General features: G+C 73.3%; 16 protein-coding genes. 8 read left to right on the top strand and 8 right to left on the bottom strand.

What is annotated here, in order from left to right; all coding sequences use genetic code 11:
- From E1291_RS11360 to E1291_RS11340, 5 genes are all read right to left on the bottom strand, one after another.
- Window positions 1-2,348, bottom strand: a 2,348-nt coding sequence (locus E1291_RS11360; RefSeq protein WP_131737712.1) for a sensor histidine kinase, incomplete at its 3' end; no start/stop codon positions are given.
- Between the two features lie 101 nt (window positions 2,349-2,449).
- Window positions 2,450-2,809 carry a hypothetical protein gene (locus E1291_RS11355; RefSeq protein ID WP_131737711.1) on the bottom strand — a complete coding sequence of 120 codons (360 nt, stop codon included), beginning with the start codon at window positions 2,807-2,809 and terminating at the stop codon, window positions 2,450-2,452.
- Complete coding sequence (locus E1291_RS11350; RefSeq protein WP_242614078.1) at window positions 2,790-3,194, bottom strand: DUF742 domain-containing protein; 405 nt, start codon at window positions 3,192-3,194, stop codon at window positions 2,790-2,792. The genes E1291_RS11355 and E1291_RS11350 overlap by 20 nt, the downstream gene beginning before the upstream one ends.
- 38 nt (window positions 3,195-3,232) lie before the next feature.
- Entirely contained in the window at window positions 3,233-3,706 is a 474-nt protein-coding gene (locus tag E1291_RS11345) for a roadblock/LC7 domain-containing protein (RefSeq protein ID WP_131737720.1), read from the bottom strand.
- Window positions 3,706-6,276 (bottom strand): sensor histidine kinase, encoded by a 2,571-nt coding sequence (locus tag E1291_RS11340; protein WP_165495069.1) that lies wholly within the window; start codon window positions 6,274-6,276, stop codon window positions 3,706-3,708. Before E1291_RS11340 ends, E1291_RS11345 begins: the two co-directional genes overlap by 1 nt.
- Before the next feature lie 459 nt (window positions 6,277-6,735).
- On the opposite strand from E1291_RS11340, the gene E1291_RS11335 reads away from it, so the two are divergent.
- A complete protein-coding gene (locus E1291_RS11335; RefSeq protein WP_131737709.1) occupies window positions 6,736-7,581 on the top strand; it encodes a sirohydrochlorin chelatase in 846 nt (281 codons plus the stop codon).
- A 72-nt stretch (window positions 7,582-7,653) separates the two neighbouring features.
- On the opposite strand, the gene E1291_RS11330 is transcribed toward E1291_RS11335, so the two are convergent.
- The gene (locus tag E1291_RS11330) at window positions 7,654-8,556 is read right to left on the bottom strand and encodes an SDR family oxidoreductase (RefSeq protein WP_131737708.1); all 903 of its coding nucleotides are present in this window, start codon (window positions 8,554-8,556) and stop codon (window positions 7,654-7,656) included.
- A 302-nt stretch (window positions 8,557-8,858) separates the two neighbouring features.
- On the opposite strand from E1291_RS11330, the gene E1291_RS11325 reads away from it, so the two are divergent.
- Window positions 8,859-9,893: an NAD(P)H-dependent amine dehydrogenase family protein gene (locus tag E1291_RS11325; RefSeq protein ID WP_242614076.1), complete on the top strand. Its 1,035-nt coding sequence runs from the start codon at window positions 8,859-8,861 to the stop codon at window positions 9,891-9,893.
- A 6-nt stretch (window positions 9,894-9,899) separates the two neighbouring features.
- On the opposite strand, the gene E1291_RS11320 is transcribed toward E1291_RS11325, so the two are convergent.
- Window positions 9,900-10,568, bottom strand: coding sequence for a DedA family protein (locus E1291_RS11320; protein WP_131737706.1), 669 nt, complete (start codon window positions 10,566-10,568; stop codon window positions 9,900-9,902).
- Between the two features lie 165 nt (window positions 10,569-10,733).
- Here E1291_RS11320 and E1291_RS11315 point away from each other — a divergent pair, with 165 nt between their 5' ends.
- The 6 genes from E1291_RS11315 to E1291_RS11290 all read left to right on the top strand — a co-directional run bounded on the left by E1291_RS11315 (window position 10,734) and on the right by E1291_RS11290 (window position 18,383).
- Window positions 10,734-11,645: a glutathione S-transferase family protein gene (locus E1291_RS11315; protein ID WP_131737705.1), complete on the top strand. Its 912-nt coding sequence runs from the start codon at window positions 10,734-10,736 to the stop codon at window positions 11,643-11,645.
- A 95-nt stretch (window positions 11,646-11,740) separates the two neighbouring features.
- Window positions 11,741-12,412: an AIM24 family protein gene (locus E1291_RS11310; RefSeq protein WP_131737704.1), complete on the top strand. Its 672-nt coding sequence runs from the start codon at window positions 11,741-11,743 to the stop codon at window positions 12,410-12,412.
- Window positions 12,413-12,693: 281 nt separating this feature from the next.
- Window positions 12,694-16,410 (top strand): multifunctional oxoglutarate decarboxylase/oxoglutarate dehydrogenase thiamine pyrophosphate-binding subunit/dihydrolipoyllysine-residue succinyltransferase subunit, encoded by a 3,717-nt coding sequence (locus E1291_RS11305; RefSeq protein ID WP_131737703.1) that lies wholly within the window; start codon window positions 12,694-12,696, stop codon window positions 16,408-16,410.
- Window positions 16,411-16,500: 90 nt separating this feature from the next.
- Window positions 16,501-16,680, top strand: coding sequence for a DUF6104 family protein (locus E1291_RS11300; protein ID WP_131737702.1), 180 nt, complete (start codon window positions 16,501-16,503; stop codon window positions 16,678-16,680).
- A gap of 133 nt (window positions 16,681-16,813) precedes the next feature.
- Window positions 16,814-17,638: a DUF4097 family beta strand repeat-containing protein gene (locus tag E1291_RS11295; protein ID WP_131737701.1), complete on the top strand. Its 825-nt coding sequence runs from the start codon at window positions 16,814-16,816 to the stop codon at window positions 17,636-17,638.
- Window position 17,639: 1 nt separating this feature from the next.
- The gene (locus E1291_RS11290) at window positions 17,640-18,383 is read left to right on the top strand and encodes a PadR family transcriptional regulator (RefSeq protein WP_131737700.1); all 744 of its coding nucleotides are present in this window, start codon (window positions 17,640-17,642) and stop codon (window positions 18,381-18,383) included.
- Window positions 18,384-18,413: 30 nt separating this feature from the next.
- On the opposite strand, the gene E1291_RS11285 is transcribed toward E1291_RS11290, so the two are convergent.
- Window positions 18,414-19,382: a zinc-binding dehydrogenase gene (locus tag E1291_RS11285; protein WP_131737699.1), complete on the bottom strand. Its 969-nt coding sequence runs from the start codon at window positions 19,380-19,382 to the stop codon at window positions 18,414-18,416.
- Window positions 19,383-19,386: the final 4 nt, after the last annotated feature.

Raw genomic sequence — 19,386 nt, 5'->3', positions numbered from 1 at the left:
GGGGGCTCGCGGCGGGCGGCGAGGCGGGCGTCCACCCGCTCAGCGAGCTGCGGCGCGAGATGCGTCTGCCGCCGCCGCCTGGGCAGCTCGCCCTCCTTCGGCCGCGCCGGTTCCGCGGGCGCGGCGGGAGCCGGGGCAATGGTCTCGGGCACTGCGGACCCGGACCCGACGGGCTCGGGCACCACGGGCTCGGCCTCCGCGCGCACCGGCGTCGCCGGTGCCGCTTCCGCGCCCGCCTCGGCGACCAGCCGCATGACGCCCGGCTCCGCGCGGGCCGACGAGGTCAGCGCCACCGCGGGGGGCTGCGACAGGGTCTGCAGCGGTCCGGTCGCGCGGCGCGCGGCGGGACCGGGGTCGGCGCTCTCCACGATGAGCGAGGCCGGGATCAGCACGACCGCGGTCGTGCCGCCGTAGGCGGACGGCCGGAGCGTGACCGTGATCTCGTGCCGCTCGGCCAGCCGCCCGACCACGAACAGCCCGAGCTGCGCGCTGTCGGCCGGGTCGAACTCCGGCGGCTCGGCGAGCCGCGCGTTGGCGGCGCGCAGCGCCTCCTCGGTCATGCCGAGGCCGCGGTCCTCGACCTCGATCGCGAACCCGCTGGCGACCGGGTGGCCGCTGACCCGCACCGGCGACTGCGGCGGCGAGAACGTGGTGGCGTTCTCCACCACCTCGGCGAGCAGGTGGATGACGCCGGCGACGGCGGAGCCGAGCAGCGCGATCCGCGGCAGCGGCTGGACGCGGACGCGCGGATAGTCCTCGACCTCGGCGACCGCGCCGCGCACGACGTCCACGAGCGGGACGGGCCGCCGCCAGCCGCGCCCGGCGTTCTTGCCCGCGAGGATGACCAGGCCCTCGGCGTGCCGGCGCATGCGGGTCGCGAGGTGGTCGAGGCGGAACAGGTCCGACAGCTCGGCGGGGTCCTCGGTGCGCCGCTCCATCGTGTCGAGCAGGTTGAGCTGGCGGTGCAGCAGCGCCTGGTTGCGGCGGGCGAGGTTGACGAACACCTCGCTGATGCCGCGCCGCGCGGCGACCTCGCCCGCGGCGGCGGCGAGCACCGCGTCGCGGGCCCGGTCGAACGACTCGGCGATCTGCCGGATCTCCCTGATCCGGTAGTCGGCGCCGTTGGGCGGCTCGTCCTCGGCGGCCCCGCCCGCGCGCACCTGGTCGGCGAGCCGCGGCAGCCGCCGCTGCGTGAAGTCGACGACGCCCGCGGCGAGCGAGCGGCACTCGTACAGCAGCCGCCGCGAGACGCGCATCGCGATGAACGTGGACAGCACGACCGCGACCAGGCCGAGCCCGCCCGCGGCCGCGAGCCGCATCATGACGCCGGCCGCGATGTCCTGGGCCCGCCCGGTGATGTCGTCGAGGACCCGCTGTTCCAGGTCGTAGAGACGCCAGTTCACCGCGTCGGCGACCGAGCGCCACACGGCGGCGTCGACCGGCGGCGTCCGCGGCGCGCGGGCGGCGGTCCCGGCCTGCGCCGGCCGCTCCGGCTGCGCGGCGCGCGTCCCCGGGACCGCGCCGCTCGTCTCGCGCGGCCTGCGCACCGGCTCGCCCAGCTCGCCGCCGCGGATGACCTGGTCCTCCAGCGCCCGCAGGCGCAGGAACTCCGGCGAGGACGCGAGGGTCCGGTAGGCGTTGCGGTCGGCGGCAGGCAGGTTCGCGGCCGTGTCGGAGTACAGCAGCCGCTGCGCGCCGACGAGCTGCGCGAAGTCGGCGCGCTCGGTGGCGGTGACGTTCCCCGCGGTGAGCGCCCCGGTGAGCAGCGCGTCCTCGCGGGTGAGGAACTCGCGGGCGCGGCCGAACGCGGTGAGCGTGCGGGCGTCGCCGGTGATGGCCGCGTTCCCGGGCGAGGTCGCGGTGAAGACCGCGTACCCCGCGTCGATCAGCCCGGAGTACTCCCGCAGGACGCGGTCCCGTTCGGCGACGTGCTCGTCGACGCTGCGGCGGGCGGCCTCCAGCGAGCCGAGACGCGCCAGCAGCGCGTCGACGCGCCGGACGACCTCGGGCTGGAGGGAGTCGCGCAGGCCGCCGTCGCCGGCGCCGCGCCGCACCTCCTCGCGCGCCTCGTCGGTGATGCGCCGCTGCGTCGCCATCACGCCGCGCTCGGCGGGCCGCGATCCGCCGAGCTCCGCCATCGACAGCCGCCGCTCCTTCTGCAGCCCGTCGATGAGCCGCATGGTGGGCAGCACCGTCTTCTTCTGGAAGGCGCGGCTCTGCAGCAGCCGGTTCCCGTCGCCGTAGGTGACGGTCGTGAGGAACACCCACAGGGAGGCGAGCGCCAGCAGCGGCACGAGGACCAGCAGCGCGATCCTCGACCGGATGGAGGAGAAGCGGCGCGCCGTCACGGCGTGCGAACCATGCTCAGATGCCGGGCCTTCGCCGTTGGGGGGTGAGACATGTGGGGAAACCTCCCGATCCGGGGTGTACGGGGGTCTGCCGGAGCCTACTACGTCAAAGGTTCCCGGCGTTCGACCTGTTGATCGTCGCCGTCCGGGCGCGTTGCGCCGGGCCCGGGCGGGCTCAGGACGTGCTCCATCAGCGCGACCAGCACCCGCCGGGACGACTCGCGGCGGCGCGCGTCGCAGTCCAGCACCGGCACGCCCGGGTCCAGGTCGAGCGCGACCGCCACGTCCTCGGGACGGCGCGCCTCGGCCCCCTCGAAGCGGTTGAGCGCGACGACGAACGGCAGCCGGCGGCGCTCGAAGTAGTCGATCGCGGGAAAACAGCCGGTCAGCCGGCGGGCGTCGGCGAGCACGACCGGGACGGGCGCGGCGGCGGCCGCCCGCTCAGAGGGCGCGCAGTCCATGCAGCACCTCCCGCAGCACCCCGGCGTCCGGCCGCCCGGCCGCCGCCGCGCCGGGCCGCACCACCGCGACCAGGCCCTCGTCGCGCAGGTCGCCGAGCAGCACCCGGACCACGCCGAGCGGCAGCCGCAGGTCGGCGGCCAGGTCGGCCACCGGCACCGGCCGCGCGCACCCGCGCAGGATCCGCAGGTGCTCGGGCCGGAAGCGGAGCCGGTCGCCGGGCGGCACGCCGGTCGCCGCGACGACGGCGAGGAGCTCGAAGTCCTCGCCGTCGGGGCGGGTCCGGCCGCCGGTCACGGCGTACGGGCGCACGACCGGGCCGGCGTCGCGGTCCAGCCAGCGCTCCGCCGGCGGGGTCATCGGCCCGTGCTCCGGCGGTGCGACCATGGCCGGACCCGCTCCCGGTCAGCGCTCGGAGTCATCGGTCAGTACCCCCGCGGCGCCGCCCCTCCGTAACCGCCGCGGCCCTCGGCCGCCGCGCTCGTGCCGGGCACCCGGTCGGCGTGACCGGCCCGCGGGTTGGCCTGCAGATGCTGCCCGACCCGCTTGACCAGCACCGCCATCTCATAGGCGACCAGGCCCGCGTCGGCCTCCGCCTCGGAGAGAACGGCCAGGCAGGTGCCGTCGCCCGCGGCCGTCACGAACAGCAGCAGCGCGTCCATCTCGATGATGGTCTGGCGCACGTTCCCGCCGGCGAAATGCCGGCCGGCGCCGCGCGCGAGGCTCTGCACGCCGGACGCCAGCGCCGACAGGTGCTCGGCGTCCTCCCGGCCCAGTTCGCTGGACGCGGCGACCGCGAGCCCGTCCCGGGACAGGATCACCGCCTGCCGGACGGTCGTCACCCGTTCGGCGAAGTCGTTGAGCAGCCAGTTCAGCTCACCGGACACCGTGTTGTGCATCATCGCTTTCCCTCATCCCGGGCGTCGGACTCGAGCCCGCGCCGCCAACCCTGCTGTATCGACGTCATCAGCCTGCGCGCCTCCTCCGGCGATCGGGCGACCCCGCCGTCCGGGCCGTCCCCGGCCGGCGGAGGCTCCTCCCGCAGCTGCGGCGCCAGGCTCTCCTGGCGCACCCGGCGGGGCAGCCCCGCGTAGGTCCCCGCGGAGCGCCCCCGCCCGGAGCCGCCGCCGACGGTACCGTCCCCGGGATCCGCCTCGTGCGCGTTCCCCTCGGACGCCACGTCCGCGCGGCCCGGCGCGTGCTCCCCGGCCGCCTCCGCCCCGGTCGGTAACTCACCCGCGCTCCCGTCGTCCTCGCCCGCCCGGTCGTGCGGCGCGGCGTCGTCCGACCAGGGGTTCGGGTACGGGAGGGGCGCCGGGGAGCCGTCCGGGACCAGCGGCTCGGGGGAACCCCACGGCGTCGGCGGGCCCATCCGCCCGAGGGGCACCGGACGGGTCGCGAGGCGCCCGGTCAGGGTCCGCTCGCGGAGCGGCACCACGGTGTCCGCGCCTCCGGAGCGCTGGGCCCCGCGCACCGGCCCGTCCCCGGACCCCGGCGCGGCGGAGCCGTCCGGCCCGCCGGCGTCCCCGCCCTCGGCGTCCCTCTCCTCGGCGTCCATCCGCCCGGCCGGAACGATCAGGTCGTGCGGCAGCAGCACGACCGCCGTGACCCCGCCGTACGGGGAGCGCTGCAGCGACACCGAAATGCCGTGCCGGCCCGCCAGCCGCGCGACGACGAACAGGCCGAGCCGGTCGGTGTCGACCAGGTCGAATCCCGGCGGCTCCGCCAGCCGCCGGTTCGCGTCGGCGAGCTGCTCGGCCCGGACGCCGAGCCCGCGGTCCTCGATCTCGATCGCGAACCCGGTGCCGACCCCGTCGGCCATGACCCGCACCTCGGTGTTCGGCGGCGAGAACGCCGCCGCGTTCTCCAGCAGCTCCGCCAGCAGGTGCACGACGTCGGTGACCGCCGGGCCGGCCAGGCCGTCCCCGGTCTGCGTCAGCACGGACACCCGGGTGTAGTCCTCGATCTCGGCGACCGCGGCGCGCAGCACGTCCACGACGCGGACGGGGCGCCGCCAGCCGCGGCCGGGCGTCGCGCCGGACAGGATGATCAGGCTCTCGGCGTGCCGCCGCATCCGGGTGGTGAGGTGGTCGATCCGGAACAGGTCGGCGAGGGCGTCGGACTCGGCCCGGCTCTCCAGCCCGTCCAGCATCGTGAGCTGGCGGTGCAGCAGCGTCTGGTTGCGGCGGGCGATGTTCAGGAACAGGCGGCCGACCCCGGCGCGCAGCTCCGCCTGCCCGACGGCCGCGTCCACCGCGGTCCGCTGGACCGTCCCGAACGCCTCCGCGAGCCGCGCGACCTCGGTCGTGCGGCCCGGCGGCAGCGCGGGGACCTCCGCGCCGACGTCCACGCTCTCGTTGCGCCGCAGCCGCTCCACGACGTCCGGCAGCCGCCGGTCGGCCAGCTCCTGCGCCGAGGCGCGCAGGCAGACCAGGTCCCGGACGAACCCGCGCGCGAACCGCACCGACATCAGCACCGACGTCACGATCGCCAGCAGGCCCAGGCCGCCGACCACGCCCAGCCGGACGTAGGCGGCGCGGCCGAGGTCGTCGGCGTGCTCGCCCGCCCGCCGCGAGTTGCCGAGGATCATCGTGTTGACCGACAGCACCAGCGGCTGCGCCGTCGCCTCCCACTCGGCGGCGCGGACCGGGACGGGCCCGCCGGGACGGTCGGCGATCCGGTCCTCCATCGCCCGGAACGCCGCGTACCGCGGCGACTCGAACACCTGCCGGGTCCCGGCGTCGTAGACCCGCGGGTCGAGCAGCGACCGTTGCCGCGACCACTGCCAGCGCTGCTCGCCGACCATCTCCACGAACAGCCGGTGCTCGGCCGGGGTCATCCCGCCGGGGCCGGCCAGCGCCCCGGCGACCAGTGCGTTCTCCCGCTGCATCAGCTCCATCGCGCGGCCGGCGGCGCGAGTCGACAGCGTCCAGCCGTACAGCTCCGCGTCGTCGATGACGACGAGCCGGTCGTACAGCCGGTGCATGGCGTCCACCATGCCGCCGTAGCCCCGCACGGCCGACAGCCGGTCGGTGCCGCGGGAGTCGACCGCGGCGCGCAGCCCGCCGAGCCCGCCGAGCGCGGCCAGCACGCCGTCGACGCGGCGCTTCATCTCGGCGTCGGTCGCGCCGCGGGCGGCGTCCGAGGAGGCCGCCTCCCGGAACGTCTCCACCGCCGCGTCCACCCGGGTCCGCTGCACCCTGAGGCCGGGCGGCGGCACCGGGACGGCGAGCCGCGGCGAGCCGAGGTAGGCGGCGGTCCCGAGCCGCTCCCTGCCGAGCTCGACCAGGACGCCCTGCCCGGTCGGCGCGAACTCGCGGTCCAGCGTGCGGTAGCGGCGCTGGGCGAGCGCGTCGCGCCCGCCGAGGACGGCGGCGTACCCCCACAGCGCGACCAGCGACAGCAGCGGCACCAGCAGGAGCGCGGCGACCCCGGAGCGGATCGAGCGCGTCCGCCGCGGAGCTCGCACCGGACGGCCCGGAGAGTCGTCCTCCCGGGATACAGCGGTTCTCAATGTGACCTCGACGTTCCGGTGCGCAGGGTGTTGCGATCATAAAGGCGGCCCGCGACGGACCCGCAACCCCTTTGGAGCCTTTAGTACGGCGTGTCGTTATTTGATCGTTCCCTAAGCCCGTGAGGCCCTCCGGATCACCTCCCCGGCACCGCCGGAGCCCCCTTCCCGCACCGGGTGCGACCACATAACGCAAATCTGGACTGTCCACAGCGGCCGAATGCGCCATACTCTGCTGTTTTCGCTCATCGTTCACCGGAGCCGCGTGCGCCGATCGTGCACGACAGGGAAAGGAGTTCGACGATCTATACGAGCAGCGACAGGGGCGCGGGCGACGGCGCGCCAGGAGCGCCGCGGAGCGAGTCCGGCGAGGGCGGGGGGCCGACGGCCGGACCAGGTGGCGTTACGATTCCCGCCGTGAGTCCCGAAAGCCAGGCATCCGAGGCACTTCCGTCGCGTCGCCGCCGCGCCCCCCGGGGCGGACGGCACCGCGGCGACGAATCCTTCCTGCTGCCCCCCGGTTCCCCCGCCCTGGTCCTCGCCGTCCCCGGCCCCGCCCGGCGGGCCGGCACCGACATCGCGTCCGAGCTCGCCCGGCTCGTCGAGATCGAGCACACCGGCCAGCCCGCGCACGTCGGCCACCTGGAGGGGAACGAGGGCGCGCTGCCCTCCGTCCTCGCGTCCCTGCGCCAGGAACGGGCGGACGAACCCGCGGCGGTCGTCGTCCCCCTGACCACCGGGCCGGACCCGGCGCTGGAGGCCGCCGTCCGCGCCGCGGTCGCGGCGGCGCCGGTGCCCTCGGTGGCCGCCGAGCCGCTCGGCCCGCACCCGCTCATCGCCGAGGCGCTGCACGACCGCCTCGCCGACGCGGGCCTCGCCCGCGCCGACCGGATCCGGCTGATGACGATGGTCACCGCCGCGTCCGGCGTGATCGTCGCCACCCCGGGCGGCCCGGAGGCGGTCCGCCAGGCCGAGGTCACCAGCGTCCTGCTCGCCTCGCGGCTGGCCGCGCCGGTCTTCACCGCCTCCCTCAACGACGAGGCCGCCGTGCTGGCCGCCGCCGAGCGGCTGCGCGGCTCGGGCGTCGCGTCGGTGGCCCTGGCCCCCCACCTCATCGGCTCCGAGCCCGAATGGGACCGCGTGCCGGCGCTGGCCGCCGTCGCGGGCGCGTCCTACGCCGCGCCCCTGACCGCGCACCCGGCCCTCGCCAGGCTGGCCGCCCTCCGCTACGTGGAGGCCCTGGCGACGGCCCTGGCGGACTGATCCTCCCGGCGGGACGGGGCGCGGTGGGCGCCCCGCTCCGCCGGCCCCGCCCTCGTCGGCCGCCGGCCCCTCTCAGGAGGAGAGCCGCTTGATGAGCAGGCTCATCTGCTCGCCCATGTCGCGGTGGGCGGTCAGCGAATCAGTGGCGTTGACGGCCGCCCAGTTGTCGCGGACGTCCTCCGCCGACAGCACCTCCCGCTGCCCGTAGCCGGGCCCCTCCGCCACGACGACCTTCGCGATCCGGCCGCCGCCGACGGTGTAGACCTCGCCGGAGTCCTCGTTGTCCTCGTGGACGAGGTAGGCCACCAGCGGGGTGACCTGATCCGGGCCGAGCCTGTCCGCGGCGTCGGCGGGCAGGAGGTCCTCGGTCATCCGCGTCCAGGCGATCGGGGCGATCGCGTTGACCTTGATCCCGTACTTGACGCCCTCCTGGGCGAGGGTCTTGGTCAGCCCGACCAGGCCCATCTTGGCGCTGGCGTAGTTGGCCTGGCCGAAGTTGCCGAACAGCCCCGACGGGGACGAGGTGTTGACGATCCGGCCGTAGCCCTGCTCGCGCAGACGCGGCCAGGCGGCGCTCGTGACGAGGAACGAGCCGCGCAGGTGGACGGCGATGACCGCGTCGAACTCCTCGGCGGTCATGTTCTTGAACGACCGGTCGCGCAGGATGCCGGCGTTGTTGACCACGATGTCGATCCCGCCGAAGGCGTCGAGCGCGGTCTGGACGATCCCCCGCGCCCCCTCCCGCGTCGCGACGCTGCCGGGGTCGGCGACGGCCTCGCCGCCGCTTCCGGTGATCTCGTCCACGACGTCCTGGGCGGGCCCTGCGGACGAGCCGGCGCCGGAGCGGTCGCCGCCGAGGTCGTTGACGACCACCTTCGCGCCGCGGGCGGCGAGCTCCAGCGCGTGCCGGCGGCCGAGGCCGTGCCCGGCCCCCGTCACGACCGCGACCCGGCCGTCAAAGCGCAGTTCCGACATCCTGTCTCCTCACGTCGCACCCGCCGCGTCCCCGGCGGGGCGCCGGGGACCTACAGGTATCACCTGATACCACCTGACCGAATCCCGCTCGGACGCACCCCGCCGATTTTGCCTCTGGACGGGAGGCCCGTCTGTCGCCAAGGTGCAACTATGGAGAAAGTTGCGCTAAATGCCGCATTTCGACTGGCGTACCGCGTAGTCTCCTCACCCATCGCGGTACCCCGCCGCCGCGAGGAGCACGGAGGTCCGTCCCGATGAGCCCGGCCGACGCGACATCGCCAGGCCAGCGCCCTTACCGTGTCGTGCAGTGGGCCACCGGCGCGCTCGGGCGCGTCATCATCCGCGGCGTGCTGGACGGGCGGGGCACCGAACTGGCCGGCGTCTGGGTGCACGACCCCGCCAAGGACGGCGTCGACGCGGGCGTCCTCGCGGGCCGCGACCCGGTCGGGGTCACCGCCACCCGCGACGTCGCCGAGATCCTCGCCCTGGACGCCGACTGCGTGGTGCACGCGCCCGGCCGGCCGGGCGACCCGCTCGTGGACCTCGACACGATCTGCGCACTGCTGGCGTCCGGCAAGAACGTGATCTGCATGAACGGGCTCACCTACCCCTACGCCTACGGCCCCTTCGTGGTCGACGACCTGGAGCGGGCGTGCAAGCGCGGCGGCGTCTCGGTGCACGGCTGCGGGATCAGCCGCGGCTTCATCGCCGACGCGCTGCCGCTCATGCTGACCCGCCTGTCCCAGCGGATCACCCACGTGTACGCCCGGGAGTGCTGGGACTTCACCCTTCACCCGTCCCGGCTGATGGTCCACTCGGTCATCGGCTTCGGCAAGACGGAGGAGGAGTACCTGGGCGTCCTGCGGTCCCACCGCTCGACGATGCGGGCGATCTACTCCGAGGGCCTGCACATGATGGCGGCCGGCCTCCACCTCGACCTCGACGACGTGGACGTCGACGTCGAGCACCGCCTGGCCGGCACCGACCTGGAGATCGCGTCCGGGATGGTCCCGCGCGGTACGGTCGCCGCGGCCCGCTGGACGTTCAGCGGGCTGGCGGGCGGCCGTCCGGTGCTGACGATCGAGGCCGTGCACAAGGCGTCCGCCGCGGGCGTCCCCGACTGGGGCCCGCCCGGCTACGCCGTCCGCGTCGACGGCCGCCCGCCGCTGACCCTCACCGCCGGGGCGGACTGGGTGCCCGACCCGATCGCGGCCGCCGCGGCGCACGCCCTCAACTCGATCCCGATCGTGTGCGCCGCCGACCCCGGCATCCGCACCTACCTGGACCTGCCCCCCGTCATGTCCCGGATGGAGGACGACCGGCGGGGCCGCCGGTAGCCGCGCTCAGGGGCTGCTCTGCTCCAGTTCCCGCGCCGCCGCGGCCTCCTCGGCCCGCGCCTCCTCCCGCGCCTCGCGCCGGTGCTTGCGGACGCTCCAGACCACGATCGCGACGACGGCGGCGACCGCCAGGCCGATCGCGAGGCCGCGGCCCGCCAGCTTGGCGGCGTGGTCGAAGGCGTTGCCCGCGAAGTAGCCGCCGAGCGTGAACGTCAGCACCCAGGTGATGCCGCCGATCACGTTGAACAGCAGGAACTTCGGATACGGGAGCCGGGAGCTGCCGACGAGCGCGGGCATCAGCGCGCGCAGCAGCGCGGTGAACCGCCCGATGAACACCGCGAACGCGCCGCGGCGGCGGATCAGGTCCTGCGCCTTGCCGACCTTGGCCTGGTGTTTGCGCATGGCCCTGGTCTCGAGCAGCCTCGTGCCGTACTTGCGGCCGATCTCATAGCCGACCGAGTCGCCGACGACCGCCGCGACCACCGAGATGACCAGCAGCAGCGGCAGGGACAGCGTGCCCTGGCTGGCGAGCACCCCGCCGACCACGATCGCCGTCTCGCCCGGGAACAGGAACCCGAAGAAGAGCGCGGCCTCGGCGAACACCAGGCCGGCGATGATGAGGTAGATGAGGGAAGGCGGGAGCCCGTCCACCAGAGAGTTGAAATTCTCGAGCATGGGTTGACCCGCCACCTCGTCCCGTCGGGCCCGTTTCCACCACGGGCCGGTACGTGCTCGCCAAAGCTACTGACGGTTATCGTAGCCAGGAGGTTCCCGGCGGCGGATCCCTCGCGAGGACGGGCTTCCCCGCCGGTCCGACACGACTTTGGGAGGAGTCCGGTCATGACGGCGCAGGAGCTCGAGCGGGGCCGGTTCGTCCGGCAGGCCAACCGGTTCACCGACATCATCACCGCGGACGGGTCGAGCGGCCACCCCGCCGAACCCGGCCGCTACCGCCTCTTCGTGTCCTACGCGTGCCCGTGGGCGCACCGCACGCTGATCGTCCGGCGGCTGCTCGGTCTGGAGGACGTCCTGCCCGTGGCCGTCGTCGACCCCATCCGGGACGAGCGCGGCTGGCGGTTCCCCGAACCCGACCCCGTGACGGGCGCCACCTTCCTCTCCGAGCTCTACCTGGCCAGCGACCCCTCCTTCGAGGGCCGCTACACCGTCCCCTGCGTCTGGGACACGGTGGCGGAGCGGCTCGTCACCAACGACTTCCCGGTGATCACCACGACGCTGGAGACCGAGTTCACCGCCCATCACCGCGACGGCGCGCCCGACCTGTACCCCGAGGCGCTGCGCCCGGAGATCGACGAGTTGAACGAGCTCGTCTACACCACGGTCAACAACGGCGTGTACAAGTCGGGTTTCGCCGCGTCGCAGGACGCCTACGAGGACGCCGTCGACACGCTGTTCGCCACGCTGGACCAGCTGGAGGAGCGTCTGGCGGACCGCCGGTACCTGTTCGGGGACGCCATCACCGAGGCCGACGTCCGCCTCTACCCGACCCTCGCCCGCTTCGACGCCGTCTACTACTCCCACTTCAAGTGCAACCTGCGGAGGCTGACCGACTACACGAACCTGTGGGCCTACGCCCGCGACCTGTACTCGGTGCCCGCGTTCGGTGAGACGACCGATTTCGACCAGATCAAGCGCCACTACTACATCACGCAGCGTAACGTCAACCCGTCCGGCGTCGTGCCCAAGGGCCCTCTCGTCGACTGGACCGTCCCGCATGGTCGTGACCGAGGCTGACGACTGGCCGGACTCTCCACCGGAGGAACCCTCCGCGTCGTTATGCTGGCGAATCTCCAGAAAGATCCCCACGAGACACGAGAGGTCTCCTCACCATGCGCAGCCAGTTCTTCGGCAACATCGACCAGGGTCAGCAGCTCCCGGGCCACTTCGCGCTCCAGAACTCCAAGATGCTCCGCGTCCACCTGAACGGGGACGTCCTGGCCCGCCAGGGCTCCATGGTCGCCTTCCAGGGCCAGATGGAGTTCGACTACGAAGGCTCCGGCGGCATCGGCAAGTTCATCAAGAAGGCCGTCACGGGCGAGGGCGTGCCGCTGATGCGCGTCAAGGGCCAGGGCCTGCTGTTCATCGCCAACGACGCCGACGACATCCACCTCTTCTACCTGGAGAACGAGGGGATCACCGTCAACGGCGCGAACATCCTCGCCTACGACTCGCACCTGCAGTCCGACATCCAGCGCGTCCAGGGGGCGGGCATCGCCGCGGGCGGCCTGTTCAACACCACCCTCACGGGGACGGGCTGGGTGGCCCTCACCACCCACGGCACCCCGGTCATGCTCGACTGCGGCCGCGCCCCGACCTTCGCCGACGGCCAGTCCGCGGTGGCGTGGAGCACCAGCCTGCAGGTCGGCGTCAACCGCACCTTCAAGGCCGGCGCGCTGATCGGCCGCGGCAGCGGCGAGGCGATGCAGCTGGCCTACCAGGGCCAGGGCTTCGTGCTGGTCCAGGCGAGCGAGGGCCCGACCGTCCCCGCGCACTCCCACTGACCCAAGCCCCTGGAGACGCGGACTTGGCCGCCCTCCCCCGACGCGGCTGGCGGCCCCCAGCCGCGGGGCACCAAGAACCGCCCCGATCCCGCCCCGGACCCCGCCCCGGGCGTTTTGATCCTCAACCTCCGGGTTCTACCCAGGGCTTGAACCCCAACTCCGGCCACCCGGGAGGAAGGCGTCCCCCCAGGGGGGACATGGCGTGGGTGAGGTGCAAGTGCGAGTAGCCTTGATGCGTCTCAGAACTCACCTGCGAGCTGCGGAAGAGGGCGATCTCCGCCGTGTCGACAGAGTCGTCGCAATCTAGTGCCGACCCAAAGATCACAGATTTCGGTGCCAACGAGTGGCTGGTCGACGAGCTGTACCAGAAGTACCTCGAGGACCCGAACTCGGTTGACGAAGCCTGGTGGAACTTCTTCGCGGACTACCAGCCGGACACCCGGCCGTCGTCCGTGACCCCCGCCTCCCCCCCCGGGGCGGCCCAGGCCACCGAAGGGGCGGCCCCGGCCGCCAACGGCACCGCGGCCGCTCCGCCGACACCGAAGAAGCCGCCGGTCGCGCCGAAGCCGAAGGCCGACGGCACGGCGGGCGGCAAGACCGAGTCCAAGCCGGCGCCGCCGCCGGTGCCGGCGGGTGCCGAAGAGGTGCGGCTGCGCGGCGTGGCCGCCCGGACCGCGCAGAACATGGAGTCGAGCCTCGGCGTGCCGACGGCGACGAGCGTGCGCGCGGTGCCGGCCAAGCTGCTGATCGACAACCGCATCGTCATCAACAACCACCTGAAGCGCGGCCGCGGGGGGAAGGTCTCCTTCACCCACCTCATCGGGTACGCGATCGTCCGGGCGCTGTCGGCGATGCCGGAGATGAACGCGGCGTTCACCGAGGTGGACGGCAAGCCGGTGCTGGTGCGGCCCGAGCACGTGAACTTCGGGCTGGCGATCGACCTGCAGAAGGCCGACGGCCAGCGGCAGCTGGTGGTGCCGAGCATCAAGGCGGCCGAGGGGCTGGACTTCCGCCAGTTCTGGGCGGCCTACGAGGAGATCGTCCGTAAGGCGCGCGGGAACAAGCTGACGCTCGAGGACTACCAGGGCACGACGATCAGCCTGACGAACCCGGGGACGATCGGCACGGTGCATTCCGTGCCGCGGCTCATGCCGGGACAGGGCACGATCATCGGCGTGGGCGCGATGGAGTACCCGGCGGAGTTCGCCGGGGCGTCCAGCGACACGCTGTCGCGCATGGGGATCAGCAAGGTCATGACGCTGACCTCGACGTACGACCACCGGATCATCCAGGGCGCGCAGTCGGGCGACTTCCTGCGCCGCATCCACCAGCTGCTGCTCGGCGAGGACGGCTTCTACGACGAGATCTTCGAGGCGCTGCGCATCCCGTACGAGCCGGTGCGCTGGGTCAAGGACATCTCCGCCTCCCACGAGGACGACGTCGCCAAGGTCGCGCGGGTCCACGAGCTGATCCACGCCTACCGGGTGCGCGGCCACCTGATGGCCGACACGGACCCGCTGGAGTACAAGCAGCGGCGCCACCCCGACCTGGACATCCTCAAGCACGGTCTCACGCTGTGGGATCTGGAGCGGGAGTTCGCGACGGGCGGGTTCGGCGGCGAGCCGACGATGAAGCTGCGCGACATCCTCGGCGTGCTGCGGATGGCCTACTGCCGGACGGTCGGCATCGAGTACATGCACATCCAGGACCCCGAGGAGCGCGCCTGGATCCAGGAGCGCGTGGAGGTCCCGCACGACAAGCCGTCGCGCGAGGAGCAGCTGCACGTGCTGCGGCGGCTGAACAGCGCCGAGGCGTTCGAGACCTTCCTGCAGACGAAGTTCGTCGGGCAGAAGCGGTTCTCGCTGGAGGGCGGGGAGTCGGTCATCCCGCTGCTGGACTCGGTGATCTCCGCGGCGGCGAAGGCGAGCCTTGACGAGGTCGTCATCGGCATGGCCCACCGGGGCCGGCTGAACGTCCTCGCCAACATCGTCGGCAAGTCCTACGGGCAGATCTTCGGTGAGTTCGAGGGCAACCTCGACCCGCGCAGCGCGCAGGGGTCGGGCGACGTGAAGTACCACCTCGGCGCGTCCGGGGACTTCGTCGCGGCCGACGGCTCCAAGATCCACACCGAGCTGGTCGCCAACCCGTCGCACCTGGAGACGGTCGACCCGGTGCTGGAGGGCGTGGTCCGCGCCAAGCAGGACCTGCTGGACGTCGGCGAGGCCGGGTTCAGCGTGCTGCCCGTGCTGATCCACGGTGACGCGGCGTTCGCCGGGCAGGGCGTGGTGGCCGAGACGCTGAACCTGTCGCAGCTGCGCGGCTACCGCACCGGCGGCACCGTCCACGTGGTGATCAATAACCAGGTGGGCTTCACCACGGCGCCGGAGTACTCGCGCTCCAGCGTGTACTCCACCGACGTGGCCCGGATGATCCAGGCGCCGATCTTCCACGTGAACGGGGACGACCCGGAGGCGTGCGCGCGGGTGGCGCGGCTGGCGTTCGAGTACCGGCAGACGTTCAAGAAGGACGTCGTCATCGACATGGTGTGCTACCGGCGGCGGGGGCACAACGAGTCGGACAACCCCTCGTTCACCCAGCCGCTGATGTACGACCTGATCGACGCCAAGCGCTCGGTGCGCAAGCTGTACACCGAGGCTCTGATCGGCCGCGGCGACATCACGGTCGAGGAGGCCGAGCAGGCGCTGCGCGACTACCAGGAGCAGCTCGAGCGGGCGTTCACCGAGACCCGCGAGGCGGTGAAGAAGCCGCTGGAGCCGGGTTCGGTGGTGAAGCCGGACGTCGAGGAGAGCATCCCGATCGACCACGGCCGGGCCGGGTCGGCGATCCCGCTGGAGACCGTCAAGCGGATCATCGACTCGCAGGTGAGCCTGCCGGAGGGCTTCCACGTCCACCCGCGGCTCCAGCCGATCCTGCAGCGCCGCGCCCAGATGGTCGAGGAGGACGCGATCGACTGGGCGACGGGCGAGCTGCTGGCGATCGGCTCGCTGCTGATCGACGGGCGCCCGGTGCGCCTGGTCGGCCAGGACAGCCGGCGCGGCACGTTCGGCCAGCGGCACTCGGTGCTGGTCGACCGCAAGACCGGTGAGGAGTACACGCCGCTCAAGCAGTTCTCGCAGGGCGTGTCGAAGTTCTACGTGCACGACTCGCTGCTCAGCGAGTACGCGGCGATGGGCTTCGAGTACGGCTACTCGATGACCCGCCCGGACGCGCTGGTCGCGTGGGAGGCCCAGTTCGGCGACTTCGCCAACGGCGCCCAGTCGATCATGGACGAGTACATCTCGTCCGGCGAGCAGAAGTGGGGCCAGCACTCCAGCGTCGTGCTGCTGCTGCCGCACGGCTACGAGGGCCAGGGGCCCGACCACTCGTCCGCGCGGATCGAGCGGTACCTGCAGCTGTGCGCCCAGGACAACATGACGGTGGTGTACCCGACCACCCCAGCGAACTACTTCCACCTGCTGCGCTGGCAGGTGCTGTCGGGCCGGGGCAAGCCGCTGATCGTGTTCACGCCGAAGTCGCTGCTGCGGCACAAGTCGGCGACGTCGGCGGTCGCGCAGGTCACCGAGGGCGCGTTCCGGCCGGTCATCTCCGAGACGAACCCGGAGATCGACCCGGCGGGGGTGCGCCGGGTGCTGCTGACCACCGGCAAGATCTACTACGACGTGCGGAACGCGCGGGACGCCGCGGGCGCGAACGACACGGCGATCGTGCGGGTGGAGCGGCTGTACCCGCCGCCGGTCGACGAGATCAAGGCGGAGCTGGCGAAGTACCCCGGGCACACCGAGGTCGTGTGGGTCCAGGACGAGCCGGCGAACATGGGCGCGTGGCCGTTCATGGCGCTCAAGCTGCCGCACCACATCGAGGGGCTTTCGATGTCGCGGGTGTCGCGCCCGGCGTCGTCGTCGCCGGCGGTGGGCTCGGCGAAGCTGCACGCCGCCGAGCAGGAGGCGCTGCTGCGCCGGTTGTTCGGCGGCGAGTAGGCACGATCGCACGTCCCGAGGGCTCCGGCGCGCCGCGCGCCGGGGCCCTCGGCCGTCCGAGGGAAGATCTTCCGCGGGAGAGAGATCCGGATGTACTTCACTGACCGGGGCATCGAGGAGCTGGCCGACCGCCGTGGCGCGGAGGAGGTCAGCCTGACCTGGCTGGCCGAGCGGCTGCGCGAGTTCGTCGACCTGAACCCCGAGTTCGAGACGCCCGTCGAGCGGCTGGCCACGTGGCTGGCGCGGCTGGACGACGACGAGGACGACTAGTCCGCGTGACCGGAGCCCGGCCCGGCGGGGCCGTCCGGCGGCTCGGCCTGCCGCACACGATACATCTTGACTTCCCGGCGACGCGACATATCGTGTTTACTGGCAACGGACCGGCAGACGAAGGGCATCCACGATGTCGCGCTGGACGATCGACGAACCGACCACCCTGGACTTCGACGGGGTGGTGACGCTGAAGGCGACGCTGATCGCCGGGAGCATCTCGGTGCTCGCCTCGGACGAGCGCCCGTCCGTCATGATCGGCGACGTGGAGGGCCCGCCCCTCGTGGTCGGGCATGAGGCGGGCATGCTGACGATCACCCACGAGCGGCTGATCGAGGGCGTGCTGAGCTGGCTGCGCACGCACCGGACCAAGGCCGCGATCACGGTGACGGTGCCCTACGACTGCCCGGTCACACTGAACCTCGTCTCCGCGGACGCCGTGGTCACCGGGCTGGCGGCCCGCACGTCCATCAGGAGCGGCTCGGGGGACGTGACGCTGGACGGGGTGGTGGGCGCGATCGACGCCAACACCGTGTCCGGGGCGGTCGAGGCCCGGGGGCTGGACGGGTCGGTGTCGTTCACGTCGGTGTCCGGCGACCTGTCGCTGGCGGGCGGGGCGGTCGACCGGATGGGGGCGCGCACGGTCAGCGGCCGGATCGCCGCCGACGTCGACCTGGTCGGCGACAGCGGGATCGAGGTGAACACCGTCTCCGGCGAGGTCGTGCTGCGCGTGCCCGGGTCCGCGAACGCGCTGGTGGCGCTGACCTCGGCCGCGGGACGGATCGACACGGCCTTCCCCGGCCTCGGCCGGCAGGACCGGCCCGTCGCGCGCAGCGTCGGCGGCACGCTGGGCGACGGCTCGGCACGGCTCGCGGTCACCACGGTGTCCGGCGCGATCACGCTCCTCGGCCGCGAGGACGACGCGCAGGAGATCACCACACCCCGAATGGAGAAGTGAGTTGAGCCCCGTCTTCGGCCATGGACGCCTGCGGCTGTACCTGCTGAAACTTCTGGAGGAGAGCCCCCGGCACGGCTATGAGGTGATCCGGCTCCTGCAGGACCGCTTCCTCGGCGTGTACTCGCCCTCGCCCGGCACGATCTATCCGCGGCTGGCCCGGCTGGAGGCCGAGGGACTGGTCACGCACGAGGTCGTGAAGGGCAAGAAGGTGTACTCGCTGACCGACAAGGGCCGCGAGGAGCTGGAGCACCGGATGGACGAGCTGGCCGAGCTGGAGGAGGAGATCACCGCCTCGGCCCAGGAGTTCGCCCGGGGCGTGCAGGAGGACGTCCGGCAGACGGTGCGGTCGCTGCGCGAGGAGCTCACCCAGGCCGCGCGGGACATGCGCGACCAGGGCAAGGCCACCTCCAGGGACGCCTGGAAGGAGACGACCGAGCGGCAGAAGGACGAGTGGCGGCGGCAGAAGGAGCACTGGCGCGAGCAGAAGCAGCAGTGGAAGGAGGAGTGGCGGCAGAACTGGGAGGACGCCTGGAAGACGGCGACCGGCACCGGCGAGGACATCGCCCGCCTCAAGCTGGAGCGGCTGCTGCGCCGGTTCGTCGAGGATGTCCGCAAGGGCGCCCAGCACGCCCGGCTCGACGACGAGGACCTCGCCGCCGTCCAGGCCCTGCTGGAGGAGACGCGGGACCGGCTCCGGGACGAGGTGTTCCGCCGGGACGGCGAGCACCGCGACCGAACGCCCTGACCGGAGCGGCGGGCCTCCGCCGAGGTCACCTCAGGGCGTGAAGACGATCTTGCCGAAGAGGTCGCCCGCGGCCATCGCGGCGAAGCCCTCGCGGGCCCGCGCGAGCGGCAGCGTGCGGTCGATCGATGGGCGCAGGCCCGTCTTCACCAGGAACCGCGCCAGCCGTTCGAGCTGGGCGCGCGTCCCCATGGTCGAGCCGATCACCTGGAGCTGGAGGAAGAACACCCGGTTCAGCTCCGCCGGGGGGACCTGGCCGCTCGTCGCGCCGGACACCACGATCCGGCCGCCGGGCCGCAGCGATTTCAGCGAGTGCGACCAGGTCGCCTCGCCGACCGTCTCGATGACGGCGTCCACCCGCTCGGGGAGCCGGGCCCCCGGCTCGAGGGCCGTGTCCGCGCCGAGTTCCAGCGCCCGCGCGCGCTTGGCCGCGTCACGGCTGGTGGCGTGGACGCGGAACCCGGCCGCGGAGGCGAGCGCGATCGCCGCGCTGGCGACCCCGCCGCCCGCGCCCTGCACGAGGACGGACGAGCCCGGCTCCAGCGCCGCCTTGTCGAACAGCATCCGGTAGGCGGTGAGCCACGCGGTCGGCAGGCAGGCCGCCTCCGCGAAGGACAGCTCCGCCGGCTTCGGGACGAGGTTGCGCCGCGGCACCGCGACCTTCTCCGCGAACGTCCCCGGGTGCAGCTCCGACAGCAGCGACCGCCGGGGATCGAGCGTCTCGTCGCCGCCGCCGCGTCCGGGGTCGCCGACGACCGCGTGCACGATGACCTCGTCGCCGTCCTCGTCCACGCCCGCGGCGTCACAGCCGAGGATCATCGGCAGCCGGTCGGCGGGCAGGCCGACGCCCCGCAGCGACCACAGGTCGTGGTGGTTGAGCGCGGTGGCCCGCACCGTGACGGTGGTCCAGCCGTCCGGCACCTCGGGGTCGGGCCGCTCCCCCAGCGTGAGGCCGGTCAGCGGGTCCTCTGCGTCGATCTGCGTAGCCGTGACAGCGAACATGCCC

It is taken from the genome of Actinomadura roseirufa, assembly GCF_900659635.1.
In the GTDB taxonomy this organism is placed as follows: domain Bacteria; phylum Actinomycetota; class Actinomycetes; order Streptosporangiales; family Streptosporangiaceae; genus Spirillospora; species Spirillospora roseirufa.
The sequence above is the reverse complement of the archived record's forward strand: the minus strand, read 5'-3'. Positions and strand labels throughout refer to the sequence as shown.

Coding starts and splice junctions, on each gene's coding strand:
- E1291_RS11300 (WP_131737702.1), top strand. CDS start 16,501: ATGTACTTCACTGACCGGGGCATCGAGGAGCTGGCCGACCGCCGTGGC.
- E1291_RS11355 (WP_131737711.1), bottom strand. CDS start 2,809: ATGGACTGCGCGCCCTCTGAGCGGGCGGCCGCCGCCGCGCCCGTCCCG.
- E1291_RS11350 (WP_242614078.1), bottom strand. CDS start 3,194: ATGGTCGCACCGCCGGAGCACGGGCCGATGACCCCGCCGGCGGAGCGC.
- E1291_RS11330 (WP_131737708.1), bottom strand. CDS start 8,556: ATGTCGGAACTGCGCTTTGACGGCCGGGTCGCGGTCGTGACGGGGGCC.
- E1291_RS11315 (WP_131737705.1), top strand. CDS start 10,734: ATGACGGCGCAGGAGCTCGAGCGGGGCCGGTTCGTCCGGCAGGCCAAC.
- E1291_RS11285 (WP_131737699.1), bottom strand. CDS start 19,382: ATGTTCGCTGTCACGGCTACGCAGATCGACGCAGAGGACCCGCTGACC.
- E1291_RS11320 (WP_131737706.1), bottom strand. CDS start 10,568: ATGCTCGAGAATTTCAACTCTCTGGTGGACGGGCTCCCGCCTTCCCTC.
- E1291_RS11310 (WP_131737704.1), top strand. CDS start 11,741: ATGCGCAGCCAGTTCTTCGGCAACATCGACCAGGGTCAGCAGCTCCCG.
- E1291_RS11295 (WP_131737701.1), top strand. CDS start 16,814: ATGTCGCGCTGGACGATCGACGAACCGACCACCCTGGACTTCGACGGG.
- E1291_RS11345 (WP_131737720.1), bottom strand. CDS start 3,706: ATGCACAACACGGTGTCCGGTGAGCTGAACTGGCTGCTCAACGACTTC.